The sequence below is a fragment of the Mucilaginibacter gossypii genome (assembly GCF_900100945.1).
In the GTDB taxonomy this organism is placed as follows: domain Bacteria; phylum Bacteroidota; class Bacteroidia; order Sphingobacteriales; family Sphingobacteriaceae; genus Mucilaginibacter; species Mucilaginibacter gossypii.
Window position 1 is genome coordinate 1 of sequence record NZ_FNCG01000019.1, and the last position, 25,801, is coordinate 25,801.

The 25,801-nt window shown below is 42.1% G+C and carries 22 protein-coding genes and 1 pseudogene; 13 read left to right on the top strand and 10 right to left on the bottom strand.

Translation table 11 applies throughout. The annotated features are described in order from the left end of the window. Positions 1-324, top strand: a pseudogene (locus BLS28_RS25630) (glucosamine-6-phosphate deaminase); the annotation flags it as partial. Between the two features lie 490 nt (positions 325-814). On the opposite strand, the gene BLS28_RS25645 reads toward BLS28_RS25630, so the two are convergent. The 3 genes from BLS28_RS25645 to BLS28_RS25655 form a co-directional block, all read right to left on the bottom strand. After that, positions 815-3,082, bottom strand: a complete 2,268-nt coding sequence (locus BLS28_RS25645; RefSeq protein WP_091174508.1) for an aconitate hydratase — start codon at positions 3,080-3,082, stop codon at positions 815-817. Between the two features lie 142 nt (positions 3,083-3,224). Beyond that, positions 3,225-4,097 carry a CPBP family intramembrane glutamic endopeptidase gene (locus tag BLS28_RS25650; RefSeq protein ID WP_091174510.1) on the bottom strand — a complete coding sequence of 291 codons (873 nt, stop codon included), beginning with the start codon at positions 4,095-4,097 and terminating at the stop codon, positions 3,225-3,227. 90 nt (positions 4,098-4,187) lie between these two features. Then, entirely contained in the window at positions 4,188-7,397 is a 3,210-nt protein-coding gene (locus BLS28_RS25655; protein WP_091174512.1) for a S41 family peptidase, read from the bottom strand. Between the two features lie 37 nt (positions 7,398-7,434). Here BLS28_RS25655 and BLS28_RS25660 point away from each other — a divergent pair, with 37 nt between their 5' ends. Beyond that, complete coding sequence (locus BLS28_RS25660) at positions 7,435-8,718, top strand: glycosyltransferase family 4 protein (protein ID WP_091174515.1); 1,284 nt, start codon at positions 7,435-7,437, stop codon at positions 8,716-8,718. Beyond that, a complete protein-coding gene (locus tag BLS28_RS25665; RefSeq protein ID WP_091174517.1) occupies positions 8,711-9,463 on the top strand; it encodes a glycosyltransferase family 2 protein in 753 nt (250 codons plus the stop codon). Before BLS28_RS25660 ends, BLS28_RS25665 begins: the two co-directional genes overlap by 8 nt. 17 nt (positions 9,464-9,480) lie before the next feature. Here the strand turns inward: BLS28_RS25665 and BLS28_RS25670 are convergent, their stop codons facing one another. From BLS28_RS25670 to BLS28_RS25700, 7 genes are all read right to left on the bottom strand, one after another. Then, the gene (locus BLS28_RS25670; RefSeq protein WP_091174519.1) at positions 9,481-10,338 is read right to left on the bottom strand and encodes a hypothetical protein; all 858 of its coding nucleotides are present in this window, start codon (positions 10,336-10,338) and stop codon (positions 9,481-9,483) included. 147 nt (positions 10,339-10,485) lie between these two features. Then, on the bottom strand, positions 10,486-12,966 hold the full coding sequence (locus tag BLS28_RS25675; protein ID WP_091174521.1) for a glycosyltransferase family protein: 2,481 nt from the start codon (positions 12,964-12,966) through the stop codon (positions 10,486-10,488). A gap of 85 nt (positions 12,967-13,051) precedes the next feature. Next, positions 13,052-13,348 (bottom strand): hypothetical protein, encoded by a 297-nt coding sequence (locus BLS28_RS25680; RefSeq protein ID WP_091174524.1) that lies wholly within the window; start codon positions 13,346-13,348, stop codon positions 13,052-13,054. 16 nt (positions 13,349-13,364) lie between these two features. Further along, positions 13,365-13,619, bottom strand: coding sequence for a DUF4834 family protein (locus BLS28_RS25685; protein WP_091174527.1), 255 nt, complete (start codon positions 13,617-13,619; stop codon positions 13,365-13,367). 163 nt (positions 13,620-13,782) lie between these two features. After that, positions 13,783-15,807, bottom strand: coding sequence for an excinuclease ABC subunit UvrB (gene uvrB / locus BLS28_RS25690; RefSeq protein WP_091174530.1), 2,025 nt, complete (start codon positions 15,805-15,807; stop codon positions 13,783-13,785). A gap of 106 nt (positions 15,808-15,913) precedes the next feature. After that, complete coding sequence (locus BLS28_RS25695) at positions 15,914-16,393, bottom strand: MarR family transcriptional regulator (protein ID WP_091174532.1); 480 nt, start codon at positions 16,391-16,393, stop codon at positions 15,914-15,916. 10 nt (positions 16,394-16,403) lie between these two features. Next, on the bottom strand, positions 16,404-16,901 hold the full coding sequence (locus tag BLS28_RS25700; RefSeq protein ID WP_091174534.1) for a GNAT family N-acetyltransferase: 498 nt from the start codon (positions 16,899-16,901) through the stop codon (positions 16,404-16,406). 132 nt (positions 16,902-17,033) lie between these two features. Here BLS28_RS25700 and upp point away from each other — a divergent pair, with 132 nt between their 5' ends. From upp to lptC, 10 genes are all read left to right on the top strand, one after another. Then, positions 17,034-17,678 carry a uracil phosphoribosyltransferase gene (gene upp, locus BLS28_RS25705; protein WP_091174537.1) on the top strand — a complete coding sequence of 215 codons (645 nt, stop codon included), beginning with the start codon at positions 17,034-17,036 and terminating at the stop codon, positions 17,676-17,678. A 166-nt stretch (positions 17,679-17,844) separates the two neighbouring features. Beyond that, positions 17,845-18,540 (top strand): YjjG family noncanonical pyrimidine nucleotidase, encoded by a 696-nt coding sequence (locus BLS28_RS25710; RefSeq protein ID WP_091174540.1) that lies wholly within the window; start codon positions 17,845-17,847, stop codon positions 18,538-18,540. Beyond that, entirely contained in the window at positions 18,537-19,070 is a 534-nt protein-coding gene (locus tag BLS28_RS25715) for a DinB family protein (RefSeq protein ID WP_091174543.1), read from the top strand. The genes BLS28_RS25710 and BLS28_RS25715 overlap by 4 nt, the downstream gene beginning before the upstream one ends. A 252-nt stretch (positions 19,071-19,322) precedes the next feature. Next, positions 19,323-20,177: a UDP-2,3-diacylglucosamine diphosphatase gene (locus tag BLS28_RS25720; RefSeq protein WP_091174545.1), complete on the top strand. Its 855-nt coding sequence runs from the start codon at positions 19,323-19,325 to the stop codon at positions 20,175-20,177. Positions 20,178-20,300: 123 nt separating this feature from the next. After that, positions 20,301-21,290 carry a glycosyltransferase family protein gene (locus BLS28_RS25725; RefSeq protein WP_091174547.1) on the top strand — a complete coding sequence of 330 codons (990 nt, stop codon included), beginning with the start codon at positions 20,301-20,303 and terminating at the stop codon, positions 21,288-21,290. A 62-nt stretch (positions 21,291-21,352) separates the two neighbouring features. After that, positions 21,353-22,339 (top strand): DUF6427 family protein, encoded by a 987-nt coding sequence (locus tag BLS28_RS25730; protein WP_091174550.1) that lies wholly within the window; start codon positions 21,353-21,355, stop codon positions 22,337-22,339. Between the two features lie 100 nt (positions 22,340-22,439). After that, positions 22,440-23,132, top strand: a complete 693-nt coding sequence (purQ, locus tag BLS28_RS25735) for a phosphoribosylformylglycinamidine synthase subunit PurQ (protein ID WP_091174553.1) — start codon at positions 22,440-22,442, stop codon at positions 23,130-23,132. After that, complete coding sequence (locus BLS28_RS25740; RefSeq protein ID WP_091174556.1) at positions 23,132-23,875, top strand: type III pantothenate kinase; 744 nt, start codon at positions 23,132-23,134, stop codon at positions 23,873-23,875. Before purQ ends, BLS28_RS25740 begins: the two co-directional genes overlap by 1 nt. Beyond that, complete coding sequence (gene bamG / locus BLS28_RS25745) at positions 23,868-25,190, top strand: BamG family beta-barrel-assembly machinery protein (protein ID WP_091174558.1); 1,323 nt, start codon at positions 23,868-23,870, stop codon at positions 25,188-25,190. The genes BLS28_RS25740 and bamG overlap by 8 nt, the downstream gene beginning before the upstream one ends. A gap of 9 nt (positions 25,191-25,199) precedes the next feature. Continuing rightward, entirely contained in the window at positions 25,200-25,778 is a 579-nt protein-coding gene (gene lptC / locus BLS28_RS25750) for an LPS export ABC transporter periplasmic protein LptC (RefSeq protein ID WP_091174560.1), read from the top strand. Positions 25,779-25,801: the final 23 nt, after the last annotated feature.

The window sequence follows — 25,801 nt, forward strand, 5'->3', positions numbered from 1 at the left end:
ATCTTAGCTGCACTGGACAGGTTAAAAGGTAAAGAAGCCTGGGTAGAAGATTGCTGGCTGTGGATGTACCGTGGTGCATGGCATGAGTTTGAAACTTATGAGATAGAGATGGCAGTACCATTGTCGCCACAGGAAGTGATCCGCAAGCGTAACGCCATCTTCAAACACCAGTCACAGAAGGATACTCCGGTATTCCCAGGTGATGATGCAAGGGAATTCTGGGTAAGAGCAGAAGACCGTACCCGTGACACTGCTCAACGTTATGACCGCCTTGGTTTGGCTGAATACGAAGCTATGGAAGCATTTGTGAGATATAAATTCTAAAATTACAGATCTTAACGTGGAGTTAGATTTACGAAGTTTTTAAAACTTCGTAAATCTTAAAGACTATCAAGAAGTCCTTATTTTGTAACGACCATACGGTTTACCGTACGGTCGTTTTTTTTAGGAAATTAATACATTTATAAATAATGAGGGCAAGGTTAACAAAAGTTAAATCAATAGATCTGAAAAAAGCTGCTGTTGAAAAAGCAGTAGCAGAAGAAGCAAAGACAAACCGGCAATCGGATAGAATAGTCATATTAGTCTTAATTTTACTTGGTGTAATCTTTATAGTTTTGGGACTAATCTTTGGATTCCAACGAAGATTATATGTTTCTCAATAGAGGTAATATTGTAGAAATTCAAAATATGCGTAATTGGGACGACTTTTTTACGATAAAGTTGGTCGCATTTATACCCAGCAAAAAAGCCTTCCCAAATGGAAAGGCCTTCAAATTTATAGCTTTCAGCTTTTACCTTTCGGCTTTCAGCCTTAAGATGCCATTTGCTTGCGGATGATATTCAACGCACCGCCTGCTTTAAACCACTCAATTTGCTGGGCATTATAAGTGTGGTTTACAGGGAATGATTCGCTTGAACCATCTTTATGGTGTAATACAACGGTTAACTGTTTGCCTGGGGCAAAAGTAGTTAAGCCGGTGATATCGATGTTATCATCTTCCTGGATCTTTTCGTAATCGTTAGGATCAGCGAAAGTGATACCCAGCATACCTTGTTTTTTAAGGTTGGTTTCGTGGATACGGGCAAATGATTTTACCAATATGGCACGTACACCTAAGTGACGTGGTTCCATAGCCGCGTGCTCACGTGATGAACCTTCGCCATAGTTTTCGTCGCCCACTACTATCGAACCGATACCTGCGGCTTTATACGCACGCTGAGTAGCCGGAACCGGACCGTACTCGCCGGTTAATTCGTTTTTAACGCTATCGGCAGTAAGGTTAAAGTAGTTGATAGCGCCGATCAGCATATTGTTTGAAATGTTATCCAGGTGACCGCGGAATTTCAACCATGGACCGGCCATTGAAATATGGTCGGTAGTACATTTACCTTTAGCTTTGATCAGCAATTTCAGGCCTGTAATGTCGGTACCTTCCCATGCTTTGAATGGCTCAAGCAATTGCAAACGTGATGAAGTTGGAGAAACGATAACTTCAACTTTGCTGCCGTCCTCGGCTGGTGCCTGGTAGCCTGCATCTTCAACAGCGAAACCTTTTACAGGTAGTTCGATGCCTTGAGGCTCATCAAATTTAACTTGCTCACCAGCTTCGTTAGTTAACGTATCGGTAAGCGGGTTAAAAGTTAAATCGCCTGCGATAGCGAAAGCGGTAACAATTTCAGGAGACGCTACGAAAGCATGGGTATTAGGGTTACCATCCTGACGTTTAGCGAAGTTACGGTTAAACGAAGTGATGATAGAGTTTTTACGGGTAGGATCGTCAGTATGACGGGCCCACTGGCCGATACATGGTCCGCAGGCGTTAGCCAATACCACACCGCCCATTTGAGCAAAAGTATCAAGGTAACCGTCGCGGTCAACAGTGTAACGTACCTGCTCAGAACCCGGAGTGATGGTGAACTCGGCCTGAGTTTTTAATTTTTTATCGATAGCCTGTTTAGCGATAGAAGCCGAACGGGTGATGTCTTCGTAAGATGAGTTGGTACATGAACCAATCAAACCAACTTCTAATTTGGTAGGCCAGCCGTTTTCTTTAACAGCGGTAGCAAATTTAGAGATAGGCCATGCCAAATCCGGAGTGAACGGACCGTTTACATGTGGTTCAAGCTCGCTCAGGTTGATTTCGATAACCTGGTCGAAATATTGCTCTGGGTTAGCGTAAACTTCTTCGTCGCCGGTTAGGTGTTCTGCGATAGCGTCAGCAAGTTCAGCTATATCGGCACGTTTTGTACCTTTCAGGTAAGCAGCAGCTTTTTCGTCGTAACCGAAGATAGAGGTAGTAGCACCAATTTCTGCACCCATGTTACAGATAGTACCTTTACCGGTTGCCGACATTGAACGTGCGCCTTCGCCAAAGTATTCAACAATAGCACCGGTACCACCTTTTACAGTAAGGATACCAGCAACACGCAGGATAACGTCTTTAGCTGAAGTCCAGCCAGAAAGTTTACCGGTTAATTTTACACCAATCAGTTTAGGGAATTTAAGCTCCCATGGTAAGCCGGCCATTACGTCGCACGCATCGGCACCACCAACACCAATAGCAATCATACCCAAACCACCTGCATTAGGAGTATGTGAGTCGGTACCGATCATCATACCACCCGGGAAAGCGTAGTTTTCTAACACTACCTGGTGAATGATACCTGCACCGGCTTTCCAGAAACCGATACCATATTTATCAGATACTGAAGCCAGGAAGTCATAAACTTCGCGGTTAACGTCAACAGCGGTGCTTAAATCTTCAACAGCGCCAATTTTAGCCTGTATAAGGTGATCGCAATGTACGGTAGATGGAACGGCAACCTGCGGGCGACCGGCTTGCATAAACTGCAAAAGGGCCATCTGAGCAGTAGCATCCTGCATAGCTACACGGTCTGGTGCAAAATCAACATAGTCAACCCCGCGACCAAATGCTTTTTGAGCATCGCCTTCGCTAAGGTGGGCATATAAAATCTTTTCGGTTAAAGTTAGGGGTTTACCGGTCGCTTTACGGGCAGCATCAACACGTGTGCTGTAGCGGTCGTAAACCTTTTTGATCATATCTAAATCAAAAGCCATTTGTATTTGATTTTTAGGTGAAAAGTAAAAGAAATTGACGTTAAGCCCATTAACTGGCCTTAGAGCGGCGAATTTACAAAAAATAACATTTGAAAGCCCTCAGTGCTTTATACAAATGTTATTTGGATAAGTTCTAAATAAGTTATTGGAGATTAGTGGTTAGAGGTTGGTTGGTTACGGCAACCTTCACTTTTTTGTTGATGAAGATGCATGATACAGTGAAAACTAATGCAGACACCAACAGAACCGGATAATACATCTTTCCAAAAATATCAGGTAGGTCTTGTTTGGAGTTCCCTAAAAACAAAAATGCAAATCCTGTAGTATTTATGGCAGCATGAAAAATCATTCCCGGAATTACGGATTGCGTTTTATAATAGATCCAACCTAAAAATAAGCCCCCGAAAAATGCTGGAATAGCCTGCCAGGGATTTAAGTGCAGTACGCTAAAAAGGATCGCAGAAATGATTATGGCTTTGTTAGGTGCATAATTTTTTAATAATCCTTTTAAAATAATGCCCCTGCATAATATTTCCTCTACGATTGGAGCTATAATAACAACACTCATGAACGAGAACAGATCTTTGGTGAACACCCTCTCAAATATCTCCCGAACCTTCAAAGGCATTGGTAGCAATACCGAAATTCGTTCTAAAATGATTGAGAATGCTGTTGCCGCTATAATCAGCACCGGGATAAGCCACCCTTCAATTTTATTGTAATTTATGGTTGACGGATAACCTTGTTGTTTTTCACTCCTTTTTAAAGTATACTGTATTGCCATTAGTATAGGAGCAGCATTCGTCAATACTTTGAATATCGATCTCACCGCCGGAAATTCTTTTGGAGTATTCATAAATACAATGCCTGCGGTTATTATAACGATGATCAGAAAAACAAGGTACATGAAAAATAGTCTTACAACAGATTTTATATTAGGGTAGGCTATTTTCGGAATATGAGTAATGTTTTCAGGCCCTTTGGCACTTGTTTCAATGTTTGTTACTTCAGACATTTTGCGATTGTTTAGGAAAAAAATTGGCCGGTCATGATAAACGACCAGCCAATTTAAAATTAAAAAATAGTTCGATAAAATATGAACAGATTATTTTTCTCCTTTTGATATAGCAGGAGGCAACTGCTTCAAAATCTCCTCAATAGCCCTGTCCAACTGCGGATCTTTATTTTCCATCCTGTCTGCAAAATCTGTTTTTACATAAATATCCGGTGTCACACCTGTTTTCTCAATGTCCTTGCCATCAAGCGTATAACAGCCCCAGGCCGGGATACGGTAGAATGATCCGTCAACCAAACCTTTGCCACTGGTAAAAATGATCCAGCGGTAAGTTTCGGTGCCGATAATTTTGCCCAGGCCCAGTTGTTTAAAGCCTTGTGAGGTCATCTCGCCGTCGCTAAGGGTTTGCTCATTCATGAGCAGGATGATCGGTTTGGCCGCAGGTGCAAAGTTTGATTGCTGTGCTTTTTTACCATCGCGGTAAGCCCATTGCAAATAGGGTTTTTGAGACAAGAATTTTAAAACATTATCATGTACGTTACCGCCGGTATTATACCTCAGGTCGAGGATAAGCGCGTCCTTGTTATAAGCATCATCAACCATATCTTCCAGGAAATCTTCCAGGGCGCCATCGCCCATGTTTTTCATATATGAATAGGCAATGCGGTTTTTACTTCTTTCTGCAACTGTTTTAGCATTGGTCTTGATCCAGTCGTCGTAAAGATTGCCCGACAGGTCACCGGTTGACTCTGGGTGAAGCTTTACTTTAATATCTTTGCCGCCGCGGCTAAAGGTTAGCTCAATTTCCTTATCAAGCGACGGTTTGCTGAAGTAATAATTACGGTCCTGCTTTTCATCAACCGTAACGCCGTTCACTGCTTTCAGGATATCGCCCGGTTTTACATCAATGCCGGCTCTATCGGCATTACTGCGGGTAGCTATACCGCTAACTTTGTATGGTGAATCATTGTTAAAAATAATTCCGGTTTCCATGGTGCGGTAGCTGAGGGTTTTCTTTTCCTCGCTGCCGTTTGAGTAAAAGCCCTGGTGCGATGAATTGAGCTCGCCAAGCATATCATTCAGCAACAGGCGCAGGTCGGCCCGGTTATTAATATAAGGGACAAATGTTTTATAGCTGTCATGAACCTTTTTCCAGTCGGCCCCGTGGAAATTGCCGTCGTAATAGTTTTCATCCAGTCCGGCCCAGGTTTCATCAAACATCTGTGTAAATTCCCCGGCCATGTTACGGGTAAAACTGTAATTGATATCTAACTTATCCACTTTGTTAGCATCGATGTTTAGGGTATAGATATTGCCTCCGGCCAGTACAAAATATTTATCACCATTGCCAAAAATGTTGTAATTGCCGAAGTCGCCGTTGCCAACTTTTTCAGTTTTAGGGTTTTCAAAAGCTTCAAGGGTGGTACGGTAAAGCGCCCCCTTACCTTCGCTATGGTTTGAGGCATAGTATACCAATGTTTTATCCCCTTTTTGAATCACATAAGGTCCCTGGGCCTGGCCAAACTCCGGGCTGATGCGTTCCAGTCTTTTCATCGGTTCTTCGGTGTCTATCACAATATCGGCAGGCGGTTTAGGCGTTGGCTGCTCAGATAAAGGTTTCTTTTTGTTAGACGCTTTTTTGTCCTTATCCTTTTTGTTTTTATCGTCGTCTTTTTTCTCCTCTTTAAACAGGGCCGTAAACTTATCCATCTTAAAAGGATCATCATACTTTTGCAAAGGCATCCGGTAAACGTGGGCATCTTTTGAGCCGTAAGGATACTCGGGCTGTGTACGGGATGATGAAAAATAAATATACTTACCATCCGGCGACCAGAATGGCGCCGATTCTGTAACACCGCTATTGGTAAGGTTCAGTATTTTCCCGGTTTTTATCTCATAAACAAAAACGTCCATCTCAAAATTGCGGTAAGCGTTGTATACCACGTACTCACCATTTGGCGAAAAGCGTGGAGGAGGGTTGTAGAATCCCCAAAACTCATCGGTAACAATTGTTTTTGAAGTGAGTGTTTTCAGATCCAAAAGTTTCAGTTCATTACGGCCGCTCAGATAAATGGCCTGTGTGCGGTCTTTATTCATACTCAACAGGCGATTGCTGCCTTTATCTGTGGTAAGTTGTTTTTCGGCACCGCTGCCGTCGGCTGCCATGGTGTACCAGTTAGGATAGCCACCCAGGGTTTGACCCAAAATGAGGGTTTTGTTATCGCTCATCCAGCTTACTTCGGTAACGCGTTCGCTGGTATTACGCTCCAGTTTTTTACCGAATTTACCTTCGGCATCGCTTACAAATAATTCGCCGCGGGATACAAAAGCCAGCTTTTTGCCATCGGGTGATAATGCTGCTCCTTCAATTTTACCGCCTGTTTCAAACGATTGGTCTTTGGGCAGTACATTATTGCGGAACAGGTTTAAGCTTAGCTTCTGAGTTTGTTTGGATGCCACATCGTACATAAAAATCTGGTAATCTTTTTCAAAAACAACCTTGCTGCCATCGGCACTTACCTGCGGGCGTTTAATGGATGTCGGGAACTGGGTTAACGCAGTTTTTTTACCATCAATAAAAGTGTACAGGTTATATTCTTCGTTGCCCTCATCGGATACAAAATAGATGTTTCCTTTCTGGTCAAGGGTGGCCCAGAAATCCTTGCCCTGCCAGTCGGTATATTTCTTATAGGCTTTGCTTTTAGGATTGTACGATTGAATATCGGGATTGTAAGCGCCTTTATAATGCTTGCGGTTTGGGAAATAAATACTCTCCCAGGTATTGCTGAAAAATAGCTCGCCTGTTTGCGGATGTTCAACAACGCCGTGAATGGTATTAAAATAATGACCGAACAACCGCACCGGTGTTCCGCCGGTAGCAGCTACTTTGTATTCACTGAAACCATTGTAACGGCTTGAGTTAAAGTAAATGGATTTCGAATCCCAGGTCCAGGAATCCACATTATCGCCGGCATCATTATAGGTAAGTTGCTTGATATCGCCGCCGGCGAGGGGCATCACGTACACATCGTTGTTGCCAAACTGGTTTGATGAAAAGGCCAGCCATTGCCCGTTGGGCGATACCCGCGGACTGGTTTCTTCTCCCTGCATGGCGGTCAATCGCGTGGCGGCTGGGCTGTTGATATCGGCTTTCCAAAGATCGCCTTCGTAACTGAAAATTACAGTTTTGCCATCGGGTGTTAGGGTTGGGTTAGATGTAAAATAGCTTCCGGTTGTTTGGGCTTTAAGGCTGGTTTGGCACAGTGCTGCCAAAAACAATAAGATGTATAGTTTCTTCATATGGTTTAAGTTTTATGAATAAATGTATTTTTGAGCCATGTTAAAAGTGGTGCACCTCAATACGTATGACGGTAATGGCGGCGCGGGCAGGGCCTGCATGCGCCTTAACCGGGCATTACTTAGCCAAAATATCGATTCTAAAATTATAGTACATTATAAATTTGGAAATAATCCTGATATCAAGACTTTTAACCGTAATATTATCCAAAAATCATATACGGCCGCAACTATTATTCTGGAACGGATATTGGCTAAACGTTTTCTAAAACCCGATAGCCGTACACCTTTTTCCTTTACCTGGTTTGGCCGTTCGGTAATCAAACATCCCGATGTTAAAAATGCCGATATCATTCACCTGCATTGGATTAATCATGGCTTTCTGGATCCCAAACATATAGCCGAAATTAGAAAGCTGGGCAAGCCTGTGGTGTGGACCTTTCATGACAGCAATGCCTTTACCGGTGGTTGTCATGTGCGCTATACCTGCAATCATTACCAGCAACAATGCGGTAACTGCCCGCTACTGATCAAATCTGCCGATGATGATATTTCGCACCGCATCTGGCAGCAAAAAAATAGGGCTTATCAGCAACTCGACTTCAACATTATCGCCCCAAGTTTATGGATGCAAGATTCTGTAAAGAAAAGCAGTTTGATGCAGGGCAAAGCCGCAAGCAATATTCCAAATACGCTGGAAACCGATGTTTTTAAACCGATAGACAAAAAGAAAGCAAAATCCAAAGCGGGCCTGTCGACGGATAAATTTATCTTTTTAAGCGGATTTATGCCATCGCGTAAAGATCTGCATAAAGGTACTCAATATCTATTAGAGGGCATGGAACTGCTCAGGCAGCGTTTAGGCGCTGAAACCGATCAGGTAGAACTGGTGGTTTTTGGAAACCGGGGCACAGAAAACCTGCCCGACTTTCCTTTTAAAACCAGTTTCTTAGGAACTATTAATAATGATGAAAAGCTGGCCCTACATTATGCAGCCGCTGATGCTTTTTTGATCCCATCCCTTGAGGATAATTTACCTTACACTGTAATGGAAAGCCTGAGCTGTGGTACACCCGTAATCGCTTTTACTACAGGTGGCATCCCGGATATGGTGCAGCATCAGCATAGTGGTTACCTCGCAACCTATCGTTCGTCCGAAAGTTTTACCGATGGGATGGAATGGATCATTAAGCATCCGGAAAGGGACAAGCTTAACCAACAGGCCCGGCAAACTATCATGGATAGTTTTTCGGAAGAAGTGATCGCTAAAAAGCATATCGAAGTTTATAATCAACTTTTAAACAGGGGAGGTGCCGATGTTTAGTCCCCGGTTAAGCGTTGTTACTATTGTTTATAACAATGTGCGCGATATTGAACGTACCATACAGTCGGTAATCAACCAAACTTATAGCAATATCGAATACGTTATTGTCGATGGTTTATCTAACGATGGCACCTTACAAGTAATTGATCAATACAAAAGTCAAATAACCAAATTCATCAGCGAAAAAGATGGGGGCATTTATGATGCCATGAACAAAGGGCTTGCTTTAGCTACCGGCGATTATGTGATCTTCATGAATTCGGGCGATGAGTTTTATGATAACGAAACCGTTGCCGCTGTTTTTGCCGCTGCAGAGGATGCCGACATTTATTATGGTGAAACAGAAATGATAGCCGATGACGGGAGTAGTTTAGGGCAGCGCCGTCACAAAGCACCAGCTAAGTTTACCTGGCGCGGTTTTAAATATGGCATGAGCATTAGTCACCAGGCTATCTATATCAGGCGTTCGCTGGCAGAACCCTATGACCCAAGATATCAATTGAGTTCGGATATCGACTGGATAATCCGCGCGGCAAAAAAGGCTAAAAAGATTGTGAACGTTAACCGTTACGTGGCCAAATACCTGGTAGGGGGCATGTCAAAGAAAAAGCATCGCCAAAGTTTGATGGAGCGTTTTGAGATCATGAAGCAAAATTATGGCTTGATCCCCACTATTTTTAACCATTTTGTTATCGCCTTTAATTTAGGCTGGTATTGGTTGAAGAATAGGCGTACTAATGATTAGGCCACTTGAGCCTTACCTTAGCTGAAAAATCGTTTAACCCGGTCCCAAAAGCTGATTGGGTAATTTTCTTCTACTTCTAAGGATATTTCATGTTTATCTACCGCTTCAACTAATTTTTCTGCATTAGCATCATCATCCGGTCTAACTCTTTTTATTGTGGGAAGATTGGCGCCTGTAATTGTTTCAAAGCGACTTTTAGCTTTTTCAAAAATTTCTATCTCCTCATTACTACGTGTATCAACGTGAGTGATCTCAGGGAATAAATTACTTGATGTTTTTGCAGATTCACATTCAAAATCCGATAGTATATTTATGTAGATCCGGGTAGCCTCGTCTTTTAAGCCCGCATCTTCGTATCCCCTGGCAAATTGCAGCATATCTTGCCCAATTTCGTACTTTTCGAGCAGATCGGCCACCGATAGGCTTATTTGCGCTTTTGCAGCGGAGGCATTTGCAATGGCCTGCACGTCATTTGTTTCTTTTAATAAATCAATAAACGCCTGTAATTCTTTTCTTAAGGAGGGATCAACTTTATATACGTTTTCAACTTGTGAAAGATATAACCCTTGTTGCATGGTTTTATCAGCTAAAAGTTTTATGAATCCCCCCATTTTAAATACCAGGAACGTTAATGCAATTTTATACTCCTGAAGCTGGTTTTGGGGAATTTCTGATTTGTTTAATACCTTATACAAATCAAAACCTTCTAAAAATTCTTCCTGGTACATATTCGCCTCAAAGCCATAGTCAGTCTCTTCAAAATGGTTGCCGTTTAAAGCCCGCGCAAGAACCTGATGTATTTTTAACTGGCTATTTGAATTTTGGAGGGCAAATTTGAGCTCATCAAATTTGTTTTGCTGTATTAATTCTTTCATTCTATTTGTGATAAGGTTTTTTCAAAGTTACAATCTTTTCAGATTGTGAACCGATTATTATTCTTATCATGAATGTACCCATAAATAATGTACCACAAAAAAAGCGATGAGTATCAACCCATCGCTTTTCTTTAATGTAAGCTTTGATTAAGCTTTTTTCTTATCAGCCGGTTTGAGAGCCGGAGCTTTCTTTTTGTTTTCGGTATAAGCGGCACCACCTAAGGCAAGCACCAGTAGGATTGAACCTGCTAATGAAATGTTTTCACCTATGTAGTATGAAGCCGGGTGGAAAATAAATTCAATTTTGTGGTTACCGATTGGGATCTGAGCTGCACGTAATAGATAATCGGCACGGAAATAAGGTTTTTCAACACCGTCGATATACATTTTCCAGCCTTTGTTATAGTATACTTCGGAGAAAACCGCAATTTGTGAGGCGGTAGAACCGCTTGTGTAAACCATATGGTCGGGTGAGTAGCTGGTAAGCTCAATTTTGCCTTCGCCGGCACCTGCTCCCAAAGTTTTTTCGTCGATAATGCTTTTGTATTGTTTATCAACAATAGCTTCATCTTTTGGTGTAAAACTGCTGATGGCTACCATTTCCTGGTCGGCATTGTCGGCATATTTAATGCTTTTTACAAACCACGCATGGCCGCAGGCAGTTTGATTTACCTGCATACCTACGTTTTGTGTTTTTGGATCAGAATTAATAATGTACTTCACGTTCATCATATCCAAAACATCCTGGTTAATGCTTTTGCTTAATTGATTGTCAACAAGCTCCTCCCAGCGTTTTAACCTTGCAGCAGAGTATCCGCCTAACGATTTATAGAAAAATGGTGTAAGACCATCGCCTTTGATTGATTGTGTGGCGTCAAACACCCTAAAATCAGGATCTTTATCTTTCATGATAAACTGGTCAACCTCGCGTGGCTGTGGTGTTTCATTGTCTTGTTTTGGCGCAAAGCTATCGTGATTTAAATAGCGTTTGTCGATACCCCAAAGGTCAACAAGGATCAGCGCCAGGAAAGCAAGCGATGCAACAGTTGGATTGATCTTCTTTTTAAGGAATGCCCATGCAATACCAAATGCTATAGCAATGAATATAAGTGACCGGATAGCATCTGCTTGTGCTATGGATTCCCTGTCGGCAATTAAAGCGCGGGTAAGGGCTGAACTATCAGTTTTAAGGGCCTGACCAATTTGTGCAATAACGCCGGCTTGTTGTTCGCTAACACTGAAAGATAACAGCAATGAAGGTACCACGGCCACAATTAGGACAATGCCACCGGTAATGTAAAAAGCAATTTTTAGTTTTTTAAACAGGCTTTCTTTATCTTCATTTATAATAGCTTCGTTTACTGCTAATACAGCAAGGATTGGGAAGCAGAAACCTACAATTGCCAATATTGAGTCAACTGCACGGAATTTATTGTAAAGCGGGAAATAGTTAAAGAACAGATCAGACAGAAAAGGCCAATTTCTGCCAAATGATAATAGCGTAGTTAAAACCACAGCACCAAGCAACCACCATTTAATACGGTTTTTAACAATCATTAAACCCCATACAAACAGTAAACAAATTACTGCACCAAAATAGAATGGGCCGGCAGTGAATGGTTTATTACCCCAATATAAGGGTAGATAATTGGCCGAAATGCCGGTAACCTGATTAGGGTCGGCTCCACTTGCATTAAGCGCTTTGATTACGTGTGAGTCCGGATCGGTAGAGCCTTGTTCGCCGCCGCCATAAGCGTTAGGAATAAGGAAAGTAATACATTCACCAACACCCTGGCTCCATTCAAAGGCGTAATCGCGTGCCAAACCGTTATTGGGCTCTGCAGCTTGCCTTGTGAGATTTGATTTGCCACGGATGGTTTCATTGCCATAGTCGGCAGTACTCCATAATATGGATGCATTTACAGAAACCGCAAGAAGAGTAGCCGCCGCTATATATCCCAGCGATTTTAGAAAGCTGTTAAGGGTTTTATTTTTGATAGCATGGTAAAGCTCAATACCCACCATGATCAATAAGGCCAGCATCAAATAGTACGTCATTTGTATGTGGTTGGCCCTGATCTCTAACGCAAGAAACAAGGCTGTAACCGCGAAACCAAGTAAATGCTTGCCGCGAAGCGTAAGGATGATACCCGCAAGTATCGGCCCGAAAAATGCTATGGCGAAAGCCTGATTAGCATGCCCGGCAACCAGCAAAATGATATTATATGATGAAAAGGTAAACGCTATTGCACCTGCCGCTGCAAGCCATGGATTAACCTTTAACACAATAAACAGGAAGTATGTACCTAATAAGAATAACAATACTGTACCAACAGGGGTTGGGAAAGTGTAATTTATGGCAGTAACCACCCATGTAGTTAAATTGGCTTTATAAGGTGCCCACACCTGGTAGGTGGGCATACCGCCATAGATCTGGTTGGTCCAGAGTATCGTAGTGTCTTTAGCTTTGTAATCGTTGATTTCTTTTTGGGTTGATAGAGCCCTTGTAACGTCATTGCCGCCTAATGTTTTTCCCTGGAAAGCCGGGGTTAAAAATATAAAGCAGATCATTAAAAAAATTGCAGCTATGGCAAAATGAATGCCGTTACGCTTAAACCAGTTATTCATTTAAGTTTTTTGAAATGGATATTATATTCCTCAAAAATAGAAATTACAATGAGAATAGGAATTATAAGTTTTGTTAAGGAATAACTTAACAGGTTTGCGCACGGCTGCGCAGCAGGAAAAACATGGCAATCAGCACAATGATAGATATTACATAAGCAATAACCTGCACTTTGCCGTAATCTTCGCGGTATTTACGGATGTTGAAAAAGTTGTAAACGCCCAGCGCACCCATGATCACCCAGTAAAAAGTGCTAATCTTAGTGCAATTGGCAAAAATTTGAGTGGCCACTATAAATACGATGACATTGGTGATAATCAGCGTAATTGACTCGGGCGTGTTGTTATGATTTTGACGCCTTCTAAATACAGGGTTGGTGTCCATGATTTTTTGGTTAGGTTTATTTTACTTCTTCGTAATCAACAAATTCACCTTCACTGTCGGGTACACTGCCTTTTTTAGGCTGCGGGATATGGTCGATCCTGATTTTTCCATCAGGTTTTGGGCCTTCATTGTAATTACGTTGTTGCTGTTGATATTGCTGCTGGGCTTTATTCACAACACTTTCAAAAAGAAAAGGCAGCAGGTAACGAGCCAGGCTGCGAATAATGTATAATATACAGATAGATATGATCAGGAAACGAATAAGAATCATACTGTTAATTTTGAGCTTACAAATATAAGGTATATAACGGTAAAATTGTTTTATTATGATTTGGGGATAGCTGACGCTGTTTTAATTTGAAAATAAAGCAATTTGAAGATTTGAAAATGTGGGGACTGTAGTTTTCAAATCTTCAAATCAATAAATTTTCAAATTAAAACTTCTCTTCCATCATCTTTTCCAAAGCAAACATCTCGTCGCGGAGCTTGGCGGCCAAAAGGAAATCCATGTTCTTGGCTGCAGCAAGCATATCTTTTTTGGTGTTGTCGATTGATTTTTTCAGGTCGGCTTTGGTCATATATTGAACTATCGGATCGGCGGCAAGAGTCAGCGTATCGGTTTCTACATAAGCCTGCTGTACACCGCCTTTAAAGTCGACCACCGAGGTTTGCTCCATAATTTCCTCGCGCGTTTTGCCAACCGTTAGCGGTGTAATGCCATGTTGCGTGTTATACGCAATCTGAATTTCGCGGCGGCGGTTGGTTTCATCCATCGTGATCTGCATCGAATCGGTTATGGTATCAGCATACATGATTACACGGCCACGGTCATTACGTGCTGCACGGCCTATGGTTTGGATCAATGAGCGTTCTGACCGAAGGAACCCTTCTTTATCAGCATCCAAAATAGCCACTAAGGATACTTCGGGCAAATCCAATCCTTCACGCAGTAAGTTGATACCTATCAATACGTCAAATTCGCCAAGGCGCAGGCCACGTAAAATTTCCACGCGCTGCAGTGTTTTTACTTCTGAGTGAATATAACGGCATTTTATACCCAGCCTGTCCATGTATTTGGCCAGTTCTTCGGCCATACGTTTGGTAAGGGTGGTTACCAGTACGCGGTCGCCTTTTTTAATTGTTTTATCTACTTCGTCAAGCAGGTCATCCACCTGGTTTATCACCGGGCGAACGTCAATCACCGGATCAAGCAATCCTGTCGGACGGATCACCTGTTCAACCACCACACCGCCTGATTTTTCAAGTTCAAAATCGCCTGGCGTGGCGCTTACATAAACGGTTTGCGGAGCAAGATTTTCAAACTCCTGGAAATTAAGTGGGCGATTGTCCAAAGCCGCCGGCAGGCGGAAGCCATAATCAACCAGGGAGATCTTGCGCGAACGGTCACCTCCATACATGGCCCTGATCTGCGGAACCGTTACGTGACTTTCGTCAATCACCATCAGGTAATCTTCCGGGAAATAATCGAGCAAGCAGAACGGCCTTGCACCGGGCTTGCGCCCATCAAAAAAGCGGGAGTAGTTCTCGATGCCCGAGCAGTAACCCAACTCGCGGATCATCTCCAAATCGTAATTAACCCTTTCTTCAAGCCGTTTGGCTTCCAGGAAACGGCCGTCATCGATAAACTGTTTTTTGCGGGTTTCCAACTCTTCCTGTATAGCCCAGATGGACTGCAGGAAACGCTCTCGGGGGGCAACGTACAGGTTGGCCGGATAAACCACCATGTGTGTCATTTTTTCGATGGTTTTACCTGTGCCAATATCAAAGGCGCTTAACTCTTCAATATCATCACCAAAAAAGGAGATGCGGTAGGCATAATCCAGGTAAGCCGGAAAAATATCCACTGTATCACCCTTAACCCTGAATGTCCCTCGTTTAAAATCGGCAGTGGTGCGGGCGTATAAAATTTCAACTAAGCGATGTAAGAAAGCATTCCTGCTGATGCGCGTGCCTACGGCAAATTTGAAAACCGAATCGGCAAAATCATCGGGGTTGCCCATGCCGTAAATGCAGGATATAGACGATACCACGATCACATCGCGCCTGCCCGACATTAAAGCCGAAGTAGTACGTAAACGAAGCTTTTCTATTTCCTCGTTTATCTGCAGGTCCTTTTCAATGTAGGTGTTGGTGGTAGGAATAAATGCCTCCGGCTGATAATAGTCGTAGTACGACACAAAGTAGTTCACCGCGTTTTCGGGAAAGAACTGCTTAAACTCGCCATAAAGCTGTGCCGCTAATGTTTTGTTGTGGCTCAGGATCAGCGTAGGTTTTTGCGTTTGTGCTATAATATTGGCAACCGTAAAGGTTTTGCCCGATCCGGTAACCCCCAAAAGGGTTTGATAGGGGTCGCCGTTATTGATACCTTCAACCAGCTGCCTTATAGCTTCAGGCTGGTCGCCGGTTGGTTTATATTGAGATGTTAATTGAAAATCCATGTTGTTATGTAAAAATACAAATAATCCAGAAACAGGGTTTGCAAATCAAAATAAGTACATGGTAATGACAACCGTATGTCAACATTGTTGTGCCGGGGGTAATAAATTACATTTCCGCCTTTAAACGTAACGCCCTATCCAAAAAACTCTGCTGCTTTATTTTCTCTTCGGCTTCAATAATAGCCTTCATCAGGTTGTTTTGAGTATCGGCAATTTCCGCGGCGGCCGCTTTCATAATTTCCCAAACGGGTTTCATGCGCACAATAAGTTCCTGGCCTTTTGTTGTTAACATGATAAGACGCTTCCTTTCATCGGCCTTGTCCTTTTTTGATCGGATCAATTTCTCTTTTTCCAATTCTTTTAACAGACTGATGGTTGAAGGATGGGTGTAGCCAATTTCTGTTGCGATTTCCACCACGCTTAAAACAGGCTTAAAATGCAAAGTATAAATAACAGGGAACCATTTGGGTTCAAAATCAATATTACTGGCTTTGTATACAAGTACACCGTCTTTGCGCAGCTGCTCGGCCAGGCGCTGCAACCTTGTTGAAATTGCTAAAATTCCCGATTCGTCAATAACATTCATTATATCGCTGTTAATTGTTCAAATGTAACTCATAAAAAATGGTATCTGCAGCCATAAGCGGGAATGATTCAGGCAAATCCTGTTTGGCAAGGTGTGTAAAGCCATTTTTTTCATAAAAGCGATGGGCCGCTTTCAGCATCTCAACAGTACCTAAATAAATGTGGGCAATGTTGTTTTGTTTGCAATAATCAATAAGATTATTGAGCAGTAACTGCGCAATACCCAGCTCCTTTCCCCGGTATTCTTTAAGTACAAACATTTTGCGTATGGCCGCCGAATTATTATCAAAAGCAATAAGTGCTATGGTGCCAACAAGTTGTTTGTTATATATCGCTCCCCAAAAATCTCCGCCGGTTTGGTGGTAATTGGTTTCAATATCAAACAGGTCGGGCTGGGCTTCAAGCGTGATTGGCACATTAAATTCAATTTGCTGAATTGGTAAAATGATATCAATGATCTGCTGGCAATAAGTATTGTTGAGTGAGCTAATAACAGGTGTAGTATCCATGACTTTAATATTTATGTACAAATCTACGTAGTTAACTACGTAAATTCAAAATTTATTATCCTTCCTATGGTGCGGTATGACATTTAATAAACAAATAGTGATACTATTGCTCAAAAACGCTTAAATTTAAGCATGATTTTCATCCTCAATAAAACCAATACCATTGCCAACCAGTTTCTGGCTGAATTACGGGATGCCGTTATTCAGCAGGATAAGGCACGTTTTAGGCGGAACCAGGAAAGGTTAGGAGTTATATTGGCTTATGAGCTGAGCAAAGCATTACATTACGAAACCAAAGAAATTCAAACCCCTTTGGGTACAGCCAGTGTTAATATGCCGGCCGATGAACCGGTGCTGGGTATTATATTGCGCGCCGGTCTGCCTTTTCACCAGGGTTTTATGCAGTTTTTTGACCGGTCGCCCTCTGCATTTATCACAGCTTATCGCAAGGTGAAGCGTAATGGCAGCTTTTTGATCCAGGTTGATCATATCTCAACCCCTAACCTTGATGATAAGATCTTTATTTTGTGCGATACCATGCTGGCTACCGGGCAAAGTATTGTATCGGTTTGTAAGGAGTTAATGGCTCAGTATAAAATAAAGGAGCTGCACATTGCCGCTGTAATTGCCAGTACCGAAGGTGTGGCGCATGTAAAGGCAAACCTACCAAAAGCCAAATTGTGGCTCTGCGCTGTCGACGATGAAATGACCAGCAAATCTTATATTGTACCTGGTCTGGGTGATGCGGGCGACCTGGCATTTGGGGAAAAAGTGTAGTTTGATTTCGAATTTCGGATGTTCGATTTCGGATTTAGTTTGATTTGGGATTTATTTTGATTTCGAATTTCGGAATTGGGATTTCGGATTTAGTAATATTGAAATTCTTAATTTTGAATTTTTAAGCAGGGAAAAAAATTTCGAAATCGAATATCCGAAATCCGACATGAAACAATACAAACACATCTTCTTTGATCTCGATCATACCATCTGGGATTTCGATAAAAATGCCGAAGAGGCCCTGCATGAGTTATATGTTATTCACCGGCTTGGCGAAATTGGGCTGCAATCTGCCGAATTGTTCATCGAAACTTATACCCGGAACAATCACCGCCTTTGGGCACAGTATCATATCGGCGAGATCACCAAAGATGAACTGCGGGAGGCTCGTTTCAAATCAACTTTTACTGATCTTGGTTTGCATCCCGACCTGATGCCGCTTGATTTTGAGGATGCTTACGTAAAGCTTTGCCCTACCAAAACCAACCTGTTTCCGCATGCGCACGAAACATTACAATATCTGCAATCAAAATATACCCTGCACCTGATCTCGAATGGGTTTAAAGATTCAACACGGATAAAAATCGCGGGGACCGATCTGGCCAAATATTTTCAGAACATTATCATCTCCGAAGATGTTGGCGTTAACAAGCCGGACAAAGCCATATTTCAACACGCGCTTGACCTGGCCGGGGCATCGAAACAAGAAAGTGTAATGATCGGCGACAGCATTGAAGCTGATATCCGCGGGGCGCTTGGTTTTGGGATAGATGCCATTTATTTTAATCCTTTTAATGCGGAAAAGCCTCAGGATATCCCCGTGCAGATAGCTCATTTAAAAGAGTTAACTTTACTTTTATGAGTATCTCCAAAGAACGTAAAGCTATTGATGCAGCCCTTGATGAATACCGCAAACAACTGGATGTTATCCCCGATGAGTTGTTTGATGTTACCCCGGAAGATGGCGGCTGGTCGTTTGCCGAGGTTTACAGCCATATTATGCAGGCTACGCTGGGTTCATCAATCGCGCTTGAACGTTGTACCCACGGCAATTGCGAGCCAACTAAAAAAGGCATTAATTGGGAAGGCCGGATCCTGCTGTTGTTAGGTAAATTTCCGCCGGTTAAAACAACAGTCCCCAATGCGGTAAGCGATAAAATGGCTGCCAATAAGATCAGTAAGGAAGATGCCAAAAACCTGATCATCAAATGCCGCAAGCGGGTTGAAACGACTATGCCCCTCATTGCCGAATCATCGCCGGCTAACAGATACAAGCACCCGCGTATGGGAATGCTTAATGCCAGGCAATGGTTTAAATTTATCCGCATTCATTTAGAGCACCACTTGAAACAACTTAACAGGATCAAAAATAAATTTAATACAGCAAAGTAACCTTTTATATTTAATGTAGTCTTAACAGTAGGATAATGTTAAATTTCAGACATTTGTAAAAATCTTTGTGATGAATTTTGAGTATGCTTATTTGGTAGTTATAGGGTTGCTGATCCTGGTCGGCTGCTTCTATGCAAGTCCATATGAATTGACTGTTAACGAAGATGAGGACGACGAGTAATCGTTGCTTTATTAATGAAAATGTTGTTTTCCGGCATATCTTGCCGGCCTGTAAAATAGCCCCTTAATTTAATGGCAAAACGCGAAGTTGATATTGTAGTAATATCTGATGTGCACCTTGGTACTTACGGCTGTCACGCAAAAGAGTTGCTTAAATATTTAAAAAGCATCAAGCCCAAAATCCTTATCCTTAACGGCGATATTATTGATATTTGGCAATTTAGTAAATCATACTGGCCCGAGGCACATATGAAAGTAGTGCGCCGCATCCTGAAGTTTGTTACCGATGGCATCCCGGTTTATTATTTAACCGGCAACCATGACGAAATGCTGCGCAAGTTTACCGATTTTAACATGGGCACTTTTCAGCTGCTTGATAAGCTCGTGTTAAATATCGATGGTAAAAAAGCCTGGATCTTTCATGGCGACGTGTTTGACGTTACCATGCAGCACTCCAAATGGCTGGCTAAACTCGGGGCGGTTGGTTATGACACATTGATTTTGATCAACAGTTTTGTAAACTGGTTCCTTACCGCTATTGGCAGGCAAAAAATGAGCTTTTCGCAAAAGGTGAAAGCCAGTTTTAAAGAAGCAGTAAAATTCATTAACCAATTTGAGCAAACCGCGGCCGATCTGGCTGTCGATAAACAATATGGCTACGTGATCTGCGGTCACATTCACCATGCCGAAATCAGGGAAATTACGTCTACACAAAATACAGGCTCGGTACTTTACCTTAACTCGGGCGATTGGGTAGAAAGTTTAAGCGCTCTTGAATATCACAATGGCAAATGGGAAGTGTTTAAATACAAGCCGGATGATTTCAATACAGATGCTGATGAAGAAGACAAAACTGATTCGGAAGATCTGAACGCTATGCTCGATGTTAAAAACTTGTTGGAGCGCTTTAAACACGAACACGATTAAATTACTTACCGAAAACATTTTTCTTTACTAAATTAAGCCCCTGAATATTGTTGCGGATAAATCAGTGCATCCGTTGCATCTGCGCAGCATAATCATCATCCTATTTGAAAATAATTTATTTTAATGAAGATACTGTTTGGTATACAGGGAACAGGTAACGGACATATAAGCCGGGCAAGGGAAATTGTGCCCTTGCTGCAACAATACGGCGAGCTTGACCTGCTGGTGAGCGGCACCGAAGCAGAAGTATCATTATCACAACCCCTGAAATATCGCTTTCATGGTGTAAGCTTTGTATTTGGTACCAATGGCGGCGTAGATAACTGGGCTACCTGGAAAATCATGAACCTGCGCCAGTTTCAGCGCGATCTGCGGAGCCTTCCCCTGAAACAATATGATCTTATCATCAATGATTTTGAACCTGTAAGTGCATGGGCTTGTAAATTACGGGGTGTACCGTCGGTATCCTTAAGTCACCAGTGTTCGTTTGTATCACCAAAAACACCGCGCCCCGAAAAAAAAGATCCTTTTGCGCAATGGCTTTTAAAAAACTATTCGCCTACTACCTATCATGTAGGTTTCCATTTTGAGCGCTATGATACTTTTATCAATACCCCTGTAATCCGGAGCGAGATCAGGCAGATGGAAACCTCCGACCTGGGCCATTATACAGTTTACCTGCCGGCTTATGATGACAAAACCCTGCTGAAATATTTAAGTGCCGAAAAAGAGGTTAAATGGCAGGTGTTTTCAAAACGGCAAAAGCAGGCCTACAAATCAGGAAACGTGGAGATCTTCCCCGTAAATAATGAAGCTTTTAACAAAAGCCTGGCAAGCTGTACAGGTTTGCTTACCGGGGGCGGTTTTGAAGGCCCCGCCGAGGCCCTGTTTTTACAGAAAAAGGTAATGATGATACCCATGAAAGGGCAATACGAACAGCAGTGTAACGCGCTTTCGGCCTCCAGGTTAGGTGTTCCGGTGGTGAGCGAAATAAATGATAAGTTTAACGGCCATTTAAACCACTGGATCAACGATAGTAAAAAGATTGTAGTTGATTTTCCGGATGAAACCGCCGCTATTGTTGATAAACTGGTAAAGCAGTATACAAGGTAGTAAAGCATTGCAACTTAAGCGGTTTTTCTGCTAATTTTGCAACCGCAAACACGGCCGCACATATGATCAATCTTTTCAGGAACTATAATCCCCTTAATATTATATGGCTGGCTATTTTGCTGTTCGTGCTCCGGATAGGTTTCATGGTGCAGGTTCCCGAAAAGGTTGAGTTTATTTTTGTAGAACCCTTTGCACGGCTGCTGGTACCCGTAAAATATGAATACGCGTTTTCGCCGTTGCTTAATTTGATACTGGCCGGCGGGCTTGTATTTATCCAAGCTTTATTGCTTAATTCGTTAATTAATCATCATAATTTATTAGGCAAGCCAACCTTTTTGCCGGCACTGATGTATATCACGCTTTCGGGCTTGTTTACACCCTTTTTAACTTTAAGTGCCCCGCTTTTATGTAATTTCTTACTCATCTGGATGTTGTTTAAATTATTCAACCTGTATAAGGGAGAGGATGTTAAGTCAACAACTTATGACCTGGGTTTGATCGTGGCGGTGGGTTCGCTTGTTTATTTTCCGTTTATTTATTTGTTTCTGGTTATATGGATAGCGCTTATGATATTCAGGCCTTTTAACTGGCGCGAATGGGTTATTTCGATATTAGGGTATGTAACCGTGTTCTTTTTCCTTGCGGTTATTTATTTTATGAATGATATGCTGCCCCGGTTTAGCCATATCTGGTCGCCCTTAGGCAAAAAATTTCCCGATCATATCAGCATTAACTCCTATAACTACCTGCTGCTGGTGCCGGTAATTGTAATATTAGTGCTATGTTTTTTTAAGCTGCAGCAAAATTTCTTTAAAAGTTACGTGCAGATTCGTAAAACATTCCAGCTGTTGTTTTTTATTTTTCTGATCACAGCACTTTCATTTTATCTCAATTCAGAATTTCGCCTGAGCCATTTTTTGCTTTGTGCAGTGCCGGTAACGGTGTTTTTTGCCTATTATTTTTTGTATGCAACCAGGCGTTGGTTTTATGAAATACTGTATTTGTTGTTGTTTATCAGCACCATTTACTTTCAGTTTAACAAATTTTAACTTTTACATTCGTCCTTATTTCGGCGGTTATGTTAGTTTTGTAGCCTGAAACTATATAATAAGCTATTTAGGTTCAACCTCAATTTAAAAAATAATTCTGATGAAGTTTGGAGTAGTTATATTTCCCGGTTCTAATTGTGATGAGGATATCATATATGTATTAGAGAAAGTGATGGGTCAGCAAGTGGTAAGGTTATGGCATAAAGATCATGACCTGCAGGGTGTTGACTTTGTTGTTTTACCCGGTGGTTTTTCATTTGGCGATTACCTGCGTTCGGGCGCTATTTCCCGTTTTTCGCCAATTATGCAGGAGGTTATCCAGTTTGCTGCCAAAGGTGGTTATGTAATGGGTATTTGCAATGGCTTCCAGATATTGACCGAGGCCGGTTTGTTGCCGGGTGCGCTATTGCACAACACCAATCGCAAATTTATTTGCCGCAACATTTACTTAAAACCGCAAACAACAAAATCATTACTTACCGCTCAGCTTGATCCGCAGCAACCCCTAAGGATCCCGATTGCACATGGTGAAGGCAATTATTTCGCTGATGCAGATGTGATCAAAGCCCTTAACGATAACGACCAGGTAATGTTCAGGTACTGCGATGAGGCAGGCAATATCACTGCTGATGCAAATCCTAACGGATCATTGGAAAATATTGCAGGTGTTACAAACTTAGGTAGGAATGTATTTGGTTTAATGCCACACCCGGAGCGTGCTGCCGACGCCTTGTTAGCCAATGAAGATGGTTTAGCTATTTTTGAATCAATATTATCAATAGTTAGGGCCTGATGACCAGCCTGGTTATCGATATTGGTAATACGCTCATCAAAATCGCGGTTTTTAAACTGGATGAAATACTTGAGGTTAGCCAATATGAAACCATTGATATGCCGGTACTGGATGCTTTGCTTAACAAATACCATCCTGTTAAGGCAATCATGTCGTCGGTAAAAAAAAATACAGAAGCATGGCAGACCGGGCTGGGGCAAAAAATTTCGCTGACGCATTTTAATACTTTAATGACAAGCGGAATAAATAACCATTATTTAACCCCTGAAACCCTCGGGCCCGACAGGCTGGCAGCTGTTATTGGAGCATATCATATGTTCCCGGGGCAAAATAGCCTGGTAATAACCGGGGGTACAGCCATTACTTATGATGGTGTTGACACCGCAGGAAATTATTTTGGCGGCAGCATATCGCCGGGCTTAAATATGCGTTATAAGGCTTTAAACAATTATACGGCAGGTTTGCCGCTTATTGAACCCGATGCCGGTTTTGATACGCCATACGGAAACAATACAACCACAGCCATCCGTTCGGGAGTACAAAACGGAATAAAATATGAGCTTACCGGTTTTATTGAAAGTTATAAAACCGGCGACGGACAACTGAACATTATACTAAGCGGGGGCGACAGCATTTTTTTTGATACTCTATTGAAAAATAGCATCTTTGCCCGCTACATAAAAATTGAACCATATTTGGTTTTAAAAGGATTAAACGCAGCTATACAAAAGCATAATGATTAAATATACCCGGTTTTTTATAACACTTTTATTGGCTGTTGCCGCTTTTTCAGCACATGCGCAATCAACGGCAACTTCAAGCTCTCCATATTCACGTTACGGTATTGGTGATATTGATCCTCAACTGATGGGCCAAAACATAGGTATGGGCGGTATAGCTGTAGCTACAAACAGGATAAGCCTTTTTAACAATATCAACGTAATAAATCCGGCTTCATACGGTGCCATTAATCTTACAACCATTGATGTTGGCTTATATGCAAATTTTTTAAATCTGTCGCAAACCGGTTCGGCAAGCCAAAAAAACAGCAATTTCAGGCTTAACCACATCGCGTTCGCCATCCCTACTTCAAAACGTTCGGCATTGAGTTTTGGTTTATTGCCATACAGTGAGCGCGGCTATAATTTTAAAAAAACGGTGAATAAATTAGGAACCTCGGGTTCTCCTGCCGATACCAACGTGACAAATTACAGTTACAGCGGCGATGGTAGTTTATCAAAAGCATATTTGGGATATGGTTTTGGCATCGGTAAGCATTTGTTATTAGGTGCAAACGTATCGTACATATTTGGTAATATTAAAGATATCGCTACTACCGAAATTCCTGGTCTGGCAGGTGCCATCAACTCAAAAATTGAATCGAGCAATGCCATTGGTGGTATCAACTATGATTACGGCTTGCAGTATTCATTTGATTTGTCTGAAACCAAGCACCTTGTATTTGGCTATTCGGCATCGGCAGGTACAAAACTGCACACGCAAAGCAGCTTTATTGTTAGCCAGTACTTTAACGATGCAAACGGAAATCAGGACATAGCTGCCGATAGCGTGGTTAGCACAACCGGGCCTAAATCAAAATTAAAATTACCGCAGATCAACAGGTTCGGGATCTCTTTCCAAAGTGATGGTAAATTTTTGGTTGGTGCCGATTACTCCATGGGCAAATGGTCCGACTTATCCATTGCAGGCGTAAACCAGGGTTTACAGGACAGTAAAACTTTCAATATCGGTGGTTCATATACCCCAAACATATCAACCATCAGAAACTACCTTGCCACTGTTGATTACCGCATAGGAGCTATATACGATCAAACCTATATGCACATTAACGGTACTACTATTAAACGTTATGCTGGTACCGTAGGTGTTGGCTTGCCTTTGCGCTCAAATAACGGCAGTTACTATAAAATTAATATCGCGGCAGAAATAGGTCAGCGCGGTTCGTTGGTTAACGGTTTGGTTAAAGAAAACTACGTTAATATTCACCTTGGCTTTACTCTTAACGATAAGTGGTTTACCAAGTATAAATTCGACTAATTTGTTGTCATGAGCCGCCCAGCTGTTAACATACCGGCATTATGCCTGTTACTGTTGCCAATGGCGGCTTTCCTGTCTTCGTGCGAAAATGACCTGAAAAAGGTTAGGGAAATTTCAGCTAATGAGGTTGATACTGTAGCCCAGCGCACTACAGGGCTTGATCTGATCATGAGCGATTCGGCAAAAGTGGAGATCCATCTTACTGCACCGTTGATGGTCGAATACCAGATCAAGAAACCTTATAAAATTATGCCTAAAGGCGTAAAGATCGACTACTATGATCGGGGAACTGGTCAGTTTGCAGGCGATATCATTGCAGATACCGGCATTCAGCGTGAGCAGGAAAAGCTGATTGAGTTTCATGGCAACGTAGTTGCCACCAACGCCAAAGGCGAAACCTTTAAATCAAACGAATTATTTTGGGACCAGGTAACCAAGCGGGTTTACTCTAATAAACCTGTTCAGGCCACACTTAGCGGCGGTAATGTTATGAACGGCAATACCTTTGAAAGTGATGATAAGCTTTTAAACCCTACCTTTAAAAGCAGCACCGGGCTGTTTCATGTTGATGAAAAAGCGACACAATAATGACTTTTTTTAACGAAAATTTT